The 13724-nt window shown below is 72.3% G+C and carries 10 protein-coding genes; 1 reads left to right on the top strand and 9 read right to left on the bottom strand.

Features of this window, described 5'->3' with window-relative positions:
* Positions 1-292 precede the first annotated feature (292 nt).
* The 4 genes from H7A69_RS17555 to H7A69_RS15705 form a co-directional block, all read right to left on the bottom strand.
* Entirely contained in the window at positions 293-421 is a 129-nt protein-coding gene (locus H7A69_RS17555) for a hypothetical protein (protein ID WP_259346265.1), read from the bottom strand.
* A gap of 137 nt (positions 422-558) precedes the next feature.
* Positions 559-2094, bottom strand: a complete 1536-nt coding sequence (locus H7A69_RS15695) for a hypothetical protein (protein ID WP_182047912.1) — start codon at positions 2092-2094, stop codon at positions 559-561.
* 180 nt (positions 2095-2274) lie between these two features.
* Entirely contained in the window at positions 2275-2778 is a 504-nt protein-coding gene (locus tag H7A69_RS15700) for a peptide deformylase (RefSeq protein ID WP_182047913.1), read from the bottom strand.
* 1 nt (position 2779) lies between these two features.
* Positions 2780-6190, bottom strand: a complete 3411-nt coding sequence (locus H7A69_RS15705) for a pyruvate carboxylase (protein ID WP_182047914.1) — start codon at positions 6188-6190, stop codon at positions 2780-2782.
* A 60-nt stretch (positions 6191-6250) separates the two neighbouring features.
* Here H7A69_RS15705 and H7A69_RS15710 point away from each other — a divergent pair, with 60 nt between their 5' ends.
* Positions 6251-7069, top strand: coding sequence for a ParA family protein (locus H7A69_RS15710; protein WP_069711180.1), 819 nt, complete (start codon positions 6251-6253; stop codon positions 7067-7069).
* A gap of 212 nt (positions 7070-7281) precedes the next feature.
* Here H7A69_RS15710 and H7A69_RS15715 read toward each other — a convergent pair whose 3' ends face one another.
* From H7A69_RS15715 to H7A69_RS15735, 5 genes are all read right to left on the bottom strand, one after another.
* Positions 7282-7842, bottom strand: a complete 561-nt coding sequence (locus H7A69_RS15715; RefSeq protein ID WP_066658032.1) for a MerR family transcriptional regulator — start codon at positions 7840-7842, stop codon at positions 7282-7284.
* A gap of 199 nt (positions 7843-8041) precedes the next feature.
* Positions 8042-8746: a MerR family transcriptional regulator gene (locus tag H7A69_RS15720; RefSeq protein ID WP_182047915.1), complete on the bottom strand. Its 705-nt coding sequence runs from the start codon at positions 8744-8746 to the stop codon at positions 8042-8044.
* Entirely contained in the window at positions 8746-9225 is a 480-nt protein-coding gene (locus H7A69_RS15725; protein WP_182047916.1) for an FHA domain-containing protein, read from the bottom strand. The genes H7A69_RS15720 and H7A69_RS15725 overlap by 1 nt, the downstream gene beginning before the upstream one ends.
* Positions 9226-9418: 193 nt before the next feature.
* Entirely contained in the window at positions 9419-11017 is a 1599-nt protein-coding gene (locus H7A69_RS15730; RefSeq protein ID WP_182047917.1) for a chitinase, read from the bottom strand.
* The gene (locus tag H7A69_RS15735) at positions 11017-13464 is read right to left on the bottom strand and encodes a glycosyltransferase family 2 protein (RefSeq protein ID WP_182047918.1); all 2448 of its coding nucleotides are present in this window, start codon (positions 13462-13464) and stop codon (positions 11017-11019) included. Before H7A69_RS15735 ends, H7A69_RS15730 begins: the two co-directional genes overlap by 1 nt.
* Positions 13465-13724 lie beyond the last annotated feature (260 nt).

Raw genomic sequence — 13724 nt, forward strand, 5'->3', positions numbered from 1 at the left:
CGGAGCCGGACCGTCTAGCACGCGTGGCAACAGCCGCGCGCCGCTGCGCGCACCGCGGATAGAGGCGGACCCCCCCCCGCCCCCCCTTGGGCCCCGCCCGTCCCCGCGACCGCGCGTAGCACCGCGACGGACGGGAGGCCCGGTGCCGGTCCCTGGGACCGGCACCGGGCCTCTCCCCACCGGCACGGCCGGCACGCCGCTGGCGCGTCGCGCCGGTACCGGCGGCGTGGGCCCAGTGCGTCCGTCTGCGTGTGTCCGCGCCACCCGTGTCCGGGTCGCGCCACGCGCCCCCTCAGGCCTCCGGGGCCTGCTGCACCTCCGGCGCGTCGAGGACGGCGGTCGAGGCCGTCACGGGCATCGGCTCGGGGCGGCGGTTGGTGCGGGTGCGGTGCGAGCTGAGCTCGTCGTTCTGAACGGTCATGCTGGGTCCTGGGGTGTGGGAAGGGCGTCGGTGGGTGGCCGACGAGAGCACGGTACCTCCGTCCGGCGCCGGAGCGACAATCCCGCGTCCGGGTGTCACCGACTGTTCGCTCGGAGCGGTGGTCCGGACGGTGGTGGTCAGCGCGACATCACGACGGGCGCCGGCGCGAACGAGGTCGAGGTGCTGCCGTCCGGGTGGGTCAGCGTGACCCGCACCCAGTAGCGTCCCGGAGCCATCGAGCCGAGCCGGAAGGGCACGCTGTTCGCGCCCTTCGCCACGGCCGTCCCCTTGGCCGCGATGGCGACGTAGCCCCGGCTCCCCGGCGGGCGCGTCCCGACGGCGACCTCGGCGGTGGTGCCCGGCACCCAGGCCGCGTCGTGGAACTGCACCGAGGTGGAGCCCTTCGCCGCGGGGTCCGCGCGCAGGTGCAGCGAGCGGAGGTGCCAGACCGCGGCACCCGGGTCCTCGTTCGGGTCGAAGCGCAGGCTCGTGATGGTCCGACCGGCCCAGCCGAGGCGGGGGTTCAGCGCGTTCTCGTCGAGCGGGTTCCGCGCGGTCAGGTCGACGGTCACCTCGGACTGGTTGCCCGAGTCGTACGTGAGGATGTCGTTGCTGATCTGCGGGGTCCCCGAGCCGGAGGCGTTCCAGATGAGACGGGCCATCTTGCCGCCGCCCGGGTGGTCGGCCAGGTCGAACTTCCCGTCGTACGTCATGTCGAACTGCAGGTAGTGGTACGTGCTGCCGGGGAACGGCGACACCGGGAAGAGCACCCGGGGGTCGTTCTGGGCGGGCGGCGCGTTCCGGGCGTTCAGGCCGCGGGAGTCGCGGGGCAGGCGGGTGATGTCCTGGTAGCGGACCCCGCCGGTGGCGACGGCCGACCGGAAGTCCCACGACCGACCGTGCTGGACGGCCGCGAGGTCCGCACCCTGCGACGGGTTGGGCGAGTCGACCACCGTCTGCGGACGCGGCCGGATCGTCGTCGTGCCCGTGGTCCCCGGCGGCAGCGCCGCGTTCGGGTGCTGCGCGTCCGGCGCCGCGTGGAGCCGGACCCAGTCGATCGAGGCGGTCCCGCCCTTCTCCTTCGCGCGCATGACCACGGGGTCGAGGCGGACGACGACCATCTTCGCCGACTTCCACGGGCGCTTGCCGAGCAGCGTCGACGTCTTGGCGAGGTCGATGTCGTAGGTGTGGCGCCCCGGCACGGTCGAGAACGTGGCACCGCCGCCGCACGCCGACGTCTGCTCACGGCAGGTGAACCAGTAGACGGCACCGATGCGCTTGGCGAGCGGCTGGTCCATCGAGAACGAGAGCCGGGTGTACTTCGCCGTGTCGACGGGCTGGAGCGCCCCGTCGCGGCCGAAGGGCAGGCTGCCCGAGACCGAGTGCACGAGGAAGAGGTGGTCCTGGTCCACGAGCTCGACGCTCAGGGCGCCCCCGCCGACGGACGCCCGGGCGGACGTCGAGCTCGTGTTGATGTCGGCCGCGTTCGAGAAGTCCCACGCGTCGCCGAACACGTCGGTGGCGTAGTCGGCGGCCTCCGGCTCCGAGGTCGCCGCGACGGCCGGCGACACCGGCCCCGTGACGACGACGCCGGCTGCCAGCGCGGTGAGCACCGCGAGCAGCGTCGCGGTCATGCGCCGTGCCCGGCGCGTGGTCGTGGTCCGTCCCTGCACGGCCGTCCTCCTGGTCGGTGCGCGCCCGCCGACCCGGCTGGTGCGGGGTGCGCGTCGACGCAGAACGCTACGTCGTACGGGTGACGTCGGCGACCCCCACGATCGGGTGTCCGCAGGTGTGCGGACCAGGACCGACCCCGGTTCGCACGTCCCGGCGCGGGGTCGGGCGCGTGGTCGGGGTCAGTGGAACCAGTCCTGCGCGCGGATGTCGCGGAGCGCCCCGCGGCGGACCTCGGGGTCGAGCGTCATGACGTAGACGGTGCCGTCGAGGTGGTCCACCTCGTGCTGCAGCGCCTCGGCCATCAGCCCGGTGCCCTCGAGCACGACCTCGGCACCGTCGACGTCGACCCCGCGGACCCGCGCCCACGGGTGGCGGGGTGTCGGGTAGGACAGGCCGGGGACGGAGAGGCAGCCCTCGTCCATGTGCTCCCGTTCGCCGCGGACCTCGACGACCTCCGGGTTCAGGACGTAGCCGACCTCGCCGTCCACGTTCCAGGAGAAGGCCCGCAGCCCCACGCCGATCTGCGGGGCGGCGACGCCGGCACGGCCGGGTTCCTTGACGGTGTCGATGAGGTCCTGCACGAGGTCGCGCACACCGGGTGACCCGAGGGCGTCCGGTGCGATCGGGTCCGCGGGGGAACGGAGGACGGGGTCGCCGAACAGGCGGATGGGACGGACGGTCACGTTACTGCAGCACCACCAGGAGGTCGCCGGCGTCCACCTGCTGGGTCGCCGGGATCGCGAGACGGCCGACGGTGCCCGCCACGGGCGCCGTGATGGCCGCTTCCATCTTCATCGCCTCGATGCTCGCCACGGCCTGACCGGCCCGCACGACGTCACCGACGGCGACCTTGAGCGTCACGACACCGGAGAACGGTGCGGCGACGTGCTTCGGGTCGGACGGGTCGGCCTGCTCGGCCACCTTCGTCTCGACCTCGACCGAACGGTCGCGGACGGTGACCGGGCGGAGCTGCCCGTTCATCGTCGTCATGACCGTGCGCATCCCCCGTTCGTCGACCTCGCCGATCGCCTCGAGCCCGACGAGCAGGTCGACGCCGCGACCGAGCGGCACGACGTGCTCCTGACCGGGACGCAGCCCGTACAGGTAGTCCGTGGTCGGCAGGACGGAGAGGTCCCCGTACTGCTCGCGGACCTGCTCGAACTGCCGGGTCGGCTGCGGGAAGAGCAGGCGGTTGAGGGCCTGCTGGCGTTCGGGACCGGAGGCGGCGAGGTGCGCGCGCTCCTCGTCGGGGACCGGGGTGACCGTCAGTCGGACCTCCCGCCCCGCGAGCACCTTCGACCGGAAGGGCTCCGGCCAGCCGCCGGGCAGGTCGCCCAGCTCGCCGGCCATGAACCCGACGACCGAGTCCGGGATGTCGTACTTCTGGGGGTTCTGCTCGAAGTCCTCGGGATCGGCCCCGACCGCGGCGAGCTGCAGCGCGAGGTCGCCGACGACCTTCGACGACGGCGTCACCTTCGTCGGCCGGCCGAGGATCCGGTTGGCCGCCGCGTACCAGTCCTCGACCTGCTCGAAGCGGTCGCCGAGCCCGAGTGCGATGGCCTGCTGCCGGAGGTTCGAGAGCTGCCCGCCGGGGATCTCGTGCTGGTAGACGCGACCGGTCGGCCCGGGCAGGCCGGACTCGAACGGCGCGTACGCGCGACGCACGGCCTCCCAGTAGGGCTCCAGCGCGCCGACCGCGGCGAGGTCGAGCCCGGTGTCGCGCTCGGTGTGCGCCAGCGCCGCGACGAGCGCGGACATGCTCGGCTGGCTCGTGGTGCCGGCCATCGGCGCGGCGGCGACGTCGACGGCGTCGGCGCCGGCGCGGGACGCGGCGAGGAGGGTCGCCAGCTGGCCGCCCGCGGTGTCGTGGGTGTGCACGTGCACGGGCTGGTCGAACCGCTCGCGCAGTGCCGTGACGAGCCGCTCGGCGGCGCCGGCGCGGAGCAGGCCGGCCATGTCCTTGATGCCGATGACGTGCGCGCCGGCCTCGACCATCTGCTCCGCGAGGCGGAGGTAGTAGTCGAGCGTGTAGAGGTCCTCGGCGGGGTCGAGGAGGTCGCCGGAGTAGCAGAGCGCCGCTTCGGCGACGGCCGTGTCGGTGGCGAGCACGGCCTCCAGGGCGGGACGCAGCTGCGAGACGTCGTTGAGCGCGTCGAACACCCGGAAGACGTCGACGCCGCTGGCGGCGGCCTCGGCCACGAACGCGTCGGTGACCTCCGTCGGGTACGGGGTGTAGCCGACGGTGTTGCGACCGCGCAGGAGCATCTGGACGGGGATGTTCGGGATCGCCGCGCGGAGCGAGGCGAGGCGCTCCCACGGGTCCTCGCCGAGGAAGCGCAGCGCCACGTCGTAGGTGGCGCCGCCCCAGGCCTCGACACTGAGCAGCTGCGGCGTGAGCCGGGCCACGTGCGGGGCGACGGCCACCAGGTCCTTCGTGCGGACCCGGGTCGCGAGGAGGGACTGGTGCGCGTCGCGCATCGTCGTCTCCGTGACCGCGAGTGCGGTCTGCTCGCGGAGCGCCCGTGCCCACGCGGCCGGACCGACCCGGCGCAGCAGGTCGCGCTGCCCCTCCGGCGGCGCGACGGACAGGTCGACGGCCGGCAGCTTCTCGCTCGGCTCGACGGTCTGCGGGCGACGCTCGCCGTTCGGCTTGTTCACCGTGACGTCGGCGAGCCATCCGAGGACCTTCGTGCCGCGGTCCTTCGAGACGTGACCGCCGAAGAGCTGCGGGCGCTCCTCGATGAACTGCGTCGAGACGTCGCCGCGGGCGAAGTCCGGGTCCTCGAGGACGGCCTGCAGGAACGGGATGTTCGTGCTCACGCCGCGGATGCGGAACTCGGCGAGGGCACGCTTGGCCCGCGCCACCGCGGCCGGGAAGTCCCGCCCGCGGCAGGTCATCTTCGCGAGCATCGAGTCGAAGTGCGGGCTGATCTGCGCGCCCGTCGCCACCGTGCCGCCGTCGAGGCGGACGCCGGCGCCGCCCGGGCTGCGGTAGGTGGTGATGCGGCCGGTGTCCGGACGGAAGCCCTGCGTCGGGTCCTCCGTCGTGATGCGGGTCTGCAGGGCGGCGCCGTGCACGCTGACGGTGTCCTGCGACAGCCCGAGGTCGGCGAGGGTCTCCCCCGCGGCGATGCGCATCTGCGACTGGACGAGGTCGACGTCGGTGACCTCCTCGGTCACGGTGTGCTCGACCTGGATGCGCGGGTTCATCTCGATGAAGACGTGCTGACCCGCGCGGGCGCCCTCGGTGTCGAGCAGGAACTCGACGGTGCCGGCGTTGACGTAGCCGATCGACCGCGCGAACGCGACGGCGTCCCGGTGCAGGGCGGCCGCGACCGACGGGTCGAGGTCCGGCGCGGGCGCGATCTCGACGACCTTCTGGTGGCGACGCTGCACGGAGCAGTCGCGCTCGAACAGGTGGATGGTGCCCGCGTCGGAGCCGGTGGCGTCCGCGAGGATCTGCACCTCGATGTGCCGCGGACGGATGACGGCCTGCTCGAGGAACATGGTCGGGTCACCGAACGCACTGTCGGCCTCGCGCATGGCGGCCTCGAGTGCCCCGCGCAGCTCGGCCTCGGTCTCGACCCGGCGCATGCCGCGACCGCCACCGCCGGCGACCGCCTTCGCGAACACCGGGAAGCCGATCGCGTCGGCCCCCGCGAGGAGCTCGTCGACGTCGCGGCTCGGCGGGGTGCTCGCGAGGACCGGGACACCGGCCGCGATCGCGTGCTCCTTCGCGGTGACCTTGTTGCCCGCCATCTCGAGGACGTGCTCGCCCGGACCGATGAACGTGATCCCCGCGGCGGCGGCAGCGGCGGCCAGCTCCGGGTTCTCGGACAGGAAGCCGTAGCCCGGGTAGATCGCGTCGGCGCCCGACTCGCGGGCGACGCGGATGATCTCGGAGACGTCCAGGTAGGCCCGGACGGGGTGACCCGGCTCGCCGATGACGTAGGCCTCGTCGGCCTTCAGCCGGTGCAGGGAGTTGCGGTCCTCGTACGGGTACACGGCGACCGTGCGGGCCCCCAGCTCGTACGCGGCACGGAACGCGCGGATGGCGATCTCGCCACGGTTCGCCACGAGGATCTTGCTGAACACGACGTCCCTTTCAGCCCGGGTTGAGGTGTCACAACCCTACTGGCGGTAACGTGGCTCACCGTGCATGTACTCAGCGTGAGCTCCCTCAAGGGTGGTGTCGGCAAGACGACGGTGACGCTCGGCCTGACATCGGCCGCGTTCGCCAAGGGACTGCGCACGCTGGTGGTGGACCTCGACCCGCAGTCCGACGTCTCCACGGGCCTCGACATCGACATCTCCGGCCACCTCAACGTCGCCGACGTCCTCGAGAACCCGAAGGAGAAGATCGTCCGTCAGGCGATCGCCCCGTCCGGGTGGACGAAGGGCTCGCAGGGCAAGGTCGACGTGCTCGTCGGCTCGCCCTCGGCGATCAACTTCGACGGGCCCCACCCCTCGATCCGTGACATCTGGAAGCTGGAAGAGGCACTGGCCAACGTCGAGCAGGACTACGAGCTGGTCCTGATCGACTGCGCGCCGTCCCTCAACGCGCTCACCCGCACCGCGTGGGCGGCCTCCGACCGCGTGACCGTCGTCACCGAGCCGGGTCTGTTCTCCGTGGCCGCCGCCGACCGTGCCCTCCGTGCGATCGAGGAGATCCGACGCGGACTCTCCCCCCGCCTGCAGCCGCTCGGGATCATCGTGAACCGCGCTCGAGTGCAGTCCCTCGAGCACCAGTTCCGCATCAAGGAGCTCCGGGACATGTTCGGCCCGCTCGTGCTCTCGCCGCAGCTGCCGGAGCGCACGTCGCTGCAGCAGGCCCAGGGTGCCGCGAAGCCCCTGCACGTGTGGCCGGGTGAGTCGGCGCAGGAGATGGCGCGGAACTTCGACCAGCTGCTCGAGCGCATCATGCGCACGGGCAAGATCGGTCCGTACGCCGAGGGCGCTGCGATCCAGGCCTGACGCCGCGGCGCCCGGCGCTGAATGCCGGTGCGGGCGGTGCGAGTGCGCACGACTCGCCGCTCACGTCCGCCGAGCGTGCACGACTCGTCGTCCGAGCACGGCGGGAGTTCCGAATTCTGCGCTCTCGGCGTCACGCACGCGGCAGGTCGCGCGACCTCGGCGTCAGGCGCGGGGACGACCGCTGCCCCGGGGCAGCACCAGCGGGCCCGGCGTCAGGAAGCGCGGTTCGCCCGGCGGGCGGCGAGCTCGTCGGCCGGGTCCGCCGCGGGGGTGGCGTCGAGCTCGACGAGGGAGCTCTCCACCTCGCGCAGGACCTTGCCGACGGCGATGCCGAACACGCCCTGGCCGCGGGACACGAGGTCGATGACCTCGTCGTCGGAGGTGCAGAGGTAGACCGAGGCACCGTCCGACATCAGCGTCGTCTGGGCGAGGTCGGACACGCCCGACTCGCGGAGCTGGTTCACGGCGGTGCGGATCTGCTGCAGCGAGATGCCGGTGTCGAGCAGGCGCTTGACGAGCTTGAGGACGAGGATGTCGCGGAACCCGTACAGGCGCTGCGACCCGGAGCCGGCCGCGCCACGGATCGTGGGCTGGACGAGCTCGGTGCGGGCCCAGTAGTCGAGCTGGCGGTAGGAGATGCCTGCTGCCCGCGCGGCGACGGTGCCGCGGTAGCCGTTCTGCTCGTCGTGCTCGGGGAGGCCGTCGGTGAAGAGCAGGCCGAGGTCGTACCGAGTCATCTCGGACTCGGTACCGGGGGTGTCAGTCCCACTCATGTGCATGCCTTCCACGACGTTCGAGCTCCCACCCGAAGGTTCAACGACGGGTTGAGAGTTGTTCCGAGGTCCACGGTAGCGACTCGGACACGGTGATCGCGGCACATCCGTCCCGGCGAGTCCGGCGTGTCGAGGATACGCCCCGACCACCGACGCCCGACAGGCTCGTGCTCCCGGACGGAGGCCCCCGGAGCGACGCTCATGCGTCGAGGCGACCGATCGCCGCGCGGATCAGGTTCGACCGGACGACCTCGAGGTGCCCGGCGATCTCGCGGGCGAGCTCGTTCGCCTTGGCGCGCGAGGTCGCGTCGCCCCGGCGGGAGACCGGCATGAGCGCCGACTCGATGAGCCCGACCTCACGGTCGACGACGCCGCGCATGGTGCGCAGGTGCCGCGGCTCGATGCCGGTGCGCTGCAGGTCGACGAGCGCCCGGAGCACCGCCACGGCGTCGTCGCCGTAGGTGTCGGCCGCCGGCAGCAGCGAGGCGGAGACCGCGTCGCTCAGCAGCATCGGGCTCGCGCCGGCCGCGCGGACGGTCTCGTCGCGGGTGTACCGGCGCTCACGCCCGAGGATCGACGGCCTCGGCGCATCACCGCCGCCGGGGAGGACCGGATCGCGTCCGGCGTCGAGGTCGGCGAGGTAGTCCTTGATGACCTTGAGCGGGAGGTAGTGGTCGCGCTGCAGGCCGAGGACGATCCGGAGCCGCTCCACGTCGGCCCCCGAGAACTTCCGGTAGCCGCTGGCCGTGCGGACCGGGGTGACGAGCTCGCGTTCCTCGAGGAAGCGGAGCTTCGAGCTCGACAGGTCCGGGAACTCGGGCTTGAGCCGCGCGAGGACCTGCCCGATGGTGAGCAGGTCCGGCACCGCGGACCCGGTCCGGGCCGCGGCGGACCGCGCTGCCACTACGCGGTCGCCAGGCGCGCCAGGTCGACCCGGGATGCGTAGAAGGTCAGGCGGAACTTGCCCACCTGCACCTCGGCGCCGTCGGTGAGCAGTGCCTCGTCGATGCGGACACCGTCGAAGTACGTGCCGTTCAGCGATCCGTTGTCCCTGACGCTGAAGGCGGTGCCCTGACGGATGAACTGGGCGTGCTTCCGCGACACGGTGACGTCGTCGAGGAAGATGTCCGCGTCGGGGTGCCGACCCGCGGTGGTGACGTCGGAGTCCAGGAGGAACCGCGCACCCACGTTCGGACCGCGTCGGACCACGAGCAGCGCCGACCCGGAGGGCAGGGCGTTGACCGCGTCGCGCTCCTCGGCCGAGACACCGGACTCGGCGGTGAGCGCCGCGCCCATGTCCATGCTGAAGGTCAGGGTCGTGTCGACCAGCCGCTGTTCCGGTGTCTTCTGACCACCCGGCTGCGGGACCACTGGCTCTGGCATCGTGGACCTCCTCCTCTTGGCGCACCAGCGTATCGGAAACGAGTGGTGGTGCGGGAGCCCAGAACGGGGCCTGGGGAGAACTGGACAGGACGCGCTCAGCGAACACACCGCCGCGACCCAGCCGACGGACGGGAGGCGCGGGGCGGACCCGCACCGCGCCTCCCGTCCGACACGTGGTCGCGGCGGCGTGCGCTCAGGACGCCGGCGTCGCCGTCGCGGTCGCGGACGGGGCCGGTTCCCCCGAGGCGAGCGCGTCGAGGATCCTGCGCACCTCGGCGTCCTTGAGCCGCACCCAGGGCGAGCCGTCCGGATCGCTCGTCGACGCCTCGGGGCTGTCGCCGGTGTTCCACCACTTCGACTGGTACGGGATGCCGTGGAACAGGACGCGGGCGCCCGTGTCGTACTGCTTCGTCCCGGACCACGCGGCGTAGGTGCCGTCGGGCAGGGTGAGCGGTTCGACGGGCTTCTCCCCCGGCAGCACCGGTCCGATGATCTGCCACGGCGTCTCGTAGGCGCTGAGCACCGGGTCGTCGGGCAGGTCGCCGGACGTCCACCACTTCGCCTCGTAGACGTTGTGGTGCCACACCACCTTGGTGCCCTCGAGGTAGGACGCGTCCTGGTCCCAGACGGGGTAGGGACTCGTCCTCGGGTCGTCCGTGGGCTGCTCGGTGGCGGAGGGCTCCGCCTCGGTCACGTCCGATGCCGCCGCGACGATCCCGCCGCCGAAGCCCTTGCCGAGCACGTCGGCGAACAGCAGGCCGTCCTGGTCGATCCCGGAGCACGAGTTCGAGACGGTCGACAGGTTGACGTAGTTCGAGCCGCACGTCGTGTCGCGGTTCAGCGACCACATCGACATCCGTCCCAACCCGCGGTCCCGCGCCCAGGCGTTGAGCTTCCGGGCGTCGCTCAGCGAGAACACCTCGTCGCGGACGTCGTTCTGCCCGATCATCGGCGTCGCCCCGACCTTGTGCCAGAGGGAGTCGTCGCCGAGGGGCGTCCCGGCGCGCTGGTAGAGGACGCCGAGCTGGCGCTGGACCTCCTGCAGCGCCTGCACAGAGGCCGAGTACATGCTCTGGCTCGACCCCTTGGCCTCGCCGTAGTCCATCGTCATCGCGTTCACCCCGGCGAGGTCCACGCCGGCGGCGAGGAACTGCGCGACCGCGGTGGTGCCGTCCTCGGTGAGGCCCGTCGGCGCGGCCGGCAGCGTGAGCCACACCGCGAGCGGGTGCCCGGCGGCCCGGCGCTCCTCCTGGAGCGCCGCCACCGCCTTCGCCCGCCGCTCCCCCGCAGCGCGGTTCGTGAGGTCGTCGCCCTCGACGTCGAAGTCGACGGTGGACAGGTCGTAGCGGTCCACGACCTGCCGGTAGGCACCGAGCAGGTCGGACGCCTTCGTGCAGGTGGTGGCGAGCTCGTCGTTCGCGAGTCCACCGAACGAGACGCCGACCTCGCCGTGCTGCTGCTGCAGGCGGGCGACGCGACGGTCGAGGTCGAGCTGGTCCGCCGCACCCTGCAGCGAGTAGTACGAGCCCCACGTCGGCGAGCAGGCGTCGTCGTGGTCGGCCACGACGAAGGACAGCATCACGTTGCGGCCCTTCGTCGACTTGACGTCCTCGAACGCGAAGACCGGCGTCGCGGTCACGTCCGTGTAGGCCGCGAACCACGCGGGCTGCCGCTCGGTCGCGCGGGCCGAGTGCCAGCGGTCGAAGCCGGCGTACCCGGCGACGGCGACCGCGGCGGCGACCACGACCGCGATGGTGACCCGGACCGGGGAGAGTCGTCTCGTCGTCGCCATCAGGCTGCGCTCCGTTCCTGGCGGGGGCCGGTCGCACCGGCCGGGGTGGAGGTGGCGGGGCGTGCGCCGGCCGCCCCGACGACGTCGGCGTCGTGCCGGACCGGCATGTTGCCGCCGCCGTGTCCGAAGTACAGCACGGCGTGCCAGTCCTCGAGGACGGGCTCGGGAGCGGGACCGACACCGTCACGACGACGTCCGTGCCGACGGCCGCCACGGGCAGCCGGATGATCGGCCCGACGAGCAGCACGACGAGCGGCACGACGGGCTGCGCGCGCCGCGGGGTCGTAGTACATCCAGCGGGTGGCCCACAGCCAGATGTCCACCACGGAGTTCCACACCCCGATGTAGGCGACGATCGCGTACGTGGCGAGGAGGGCGTTGAAGGCCGCGAAGACCGCGTTCCCCCAGTTCTGCGCGCCGTAGTCGCGCACGAACGTGAACACCGAGAACGCGACGATCGCGTACGGGGCGAGGACGTACAGCGCCGGCGATGCGGTGCGGTCCCGCACCTTGGGCGTCCGGGCGAAGGGGATCTTCTTCGCCGTCAGGGCCTGCTGGATGCTCTTCAGCACGCCGGCCACGTTCACGGGCATGAGGATCAGGTTGAAGCCGTAGATGCGGAAGACGTCCGTGCGCTTGTACCCGCAGTACTTCAGGTCGCTCGACAGCAGCCAGAAGTACGGCAGCGCCGCGAGCAGGACCATCGGGCTGAGCAGTCGCGAGTCGTACGGGTAGGCGAGCAGGAAGATGAGCCCGAAGGACGCCCACGCGATCGACGCCATGTAGTTCACGCGGAGGGACATCTCGACGATGCCGACACGCTCCCCGCGTGCGCGGCGCTCGCGGACCTGTCGGATGTACTTCGGCAGGATCAGGAGCCCGCCGTTCGCCCAGCGGCGTCGCTGGACGACGAGCGAGCCGAAGTCCGGGGGCGTCGCGCTGTACGACAGTCGCTCCGGGTAGTTGACGAGCGTCCAGCCGTGCATGCCGAGGTCGACGCTCGACTCGGTGTCCTCGATCACGGTGCGGTCCTGGACGTAGCGCTTCACCTCGAAGCCGCCGACGGTCTCGACCTCCTCGATGTCCTGGAGGGCCCGCGTGCGGATCACGGCGTTCGCCCCGACCCAGAAGGTGGCGTCGTGGTGGGACATCCCCTGGTGGAGGATGTGCTGGATGTCGGTGGTGGCGCCCGCGAGCCGCTCGATGCGCGTGGCGGCACCGCGGAAGGACGAGTACGGGGTCTGCGTCACCGCGACCCGGGCGTTCTCCGGCTGCTCGAGGAAGTAGACCAGGCGCAGGCAGTAGTCGCGGAGCAGGACCGAGTCGGCGTCGAGCGTCAGGACGTAGTCGGACGCCGGCACCACGAGGTCGGCCGCGTCCGGGTCGTCCACAGTGCGCAGGACGGTGCCGGACGCGGTCTCGTCGAACGCGTAGGCGCCGCCCATCAGGCCGATGTAGGCGTTGAGGTTCATCGCCTTGTTGGCCTCGTCGGAGAGGTTCACGTACCGCTTGCGCTCGAAGGTCATGAGCTCTGCCGTGAAGGTCCAGGCGAGCCGGCGCTGCAGCTCGAGCGCCCGGGCGGAGGTCACCTCGCTGAAGTCCTGTCCGAGTACGACGGCGTCGGCGATCGCGGACTCCAGGGCCTGCGCGGTCAGGCCGAACTCGTCGGCGAGCCCGACGAGCACCTGGTCGTGGAAGAACCGGTCGACGTGGTCGGCGACGTCGTGCTCCCGGGCCTGGCGACGGAGCCACGCGTCGGCCCACCGGTGGTGCTCGACGAGGGTCCGGAGCGCCTGCGTGCTCGCGAAGGGCGCCGCGTCGGCCTCGACCTCGGCCGAGAACAGCGCCTCGTGGAACCGGCGGGAGGGAGCTTCGAGCTGCTCCTGTATGCGGCTCGCGACCGCGCGCGTGCGCTCCAGCCGGTCGAGCGTCTCCGGGTCGGTCGGGAAGGGCGCGTCGTCGACCAGCAGGACGATCCGCAGGGACGGGTACTCCTGCAGCGCCGCCGACCACAGGGTGGTCGCGACGACGTCCGGCTCCTCGGCGTAGCTCGGCACGAGGACGGTCATCGGTGCGTCGTGGCCGGACGCGAAGTGCCGGTCGAGCTCGGCGCGCGGGACCCGCACATGGCTCGCGAAGCGCTCCATCGCGCCCTGGCGGGCGACCAGGTGCATGAGCGCGGAGAAGGTCAGGAAGGTGACGACCACGAGGTACGAGAGCGCCTCGGTGGTGAAGCGGAAGCTCTCGGTGCCGTAGTCGAGGAACTGGCGGATCACGGTGTAGACGACGTACGCCAGCCAGAAGGCGATGGTCAGGATGATCGCCACCCGGCCGGAGACGAGCTTCCGGTCGGAGGGACGTGCGTGCAGGGTGTCGAGCGGACGGGTGCGGCGCTCCGCCCCCCACTGGCGTCGGCGCGTCGGTGCGCCGGCGGACGGATCGGGCATGGCAGTCCTTCGTTCCGTCCGGACCAGCGCTCCGTCGGGTCGGGCGCTGTCGGGGGTCCGGCCGGTCGGGACGAACGTACGAGAGATCCCGCCGTGCGCCGACACCCGAACGGGGGGTCTGGGCGGTCGTGTGCGGGATCGCGCAGCGCGGTGCGGCATCGCGTGACGCCGCGCGGGTCCGCGCAGGGGCGCACCGCACGCGCGTCCTGACGCGACCACCTGACGGACGGGAGGCGCGGTGCGGGCTGGTCCCGCGCCTC

Origin of the sequence: Curtobacterium sp. ME26 (genome assembly GCF_903970945.1) — a bacterium.
GTDB classification, from domain to species: Bacteria; Actinomycetota; Actinomycetes; order Actinomycetales; family Microbacteriaceae; genus Curtobacterium; species Curtobacterium citri.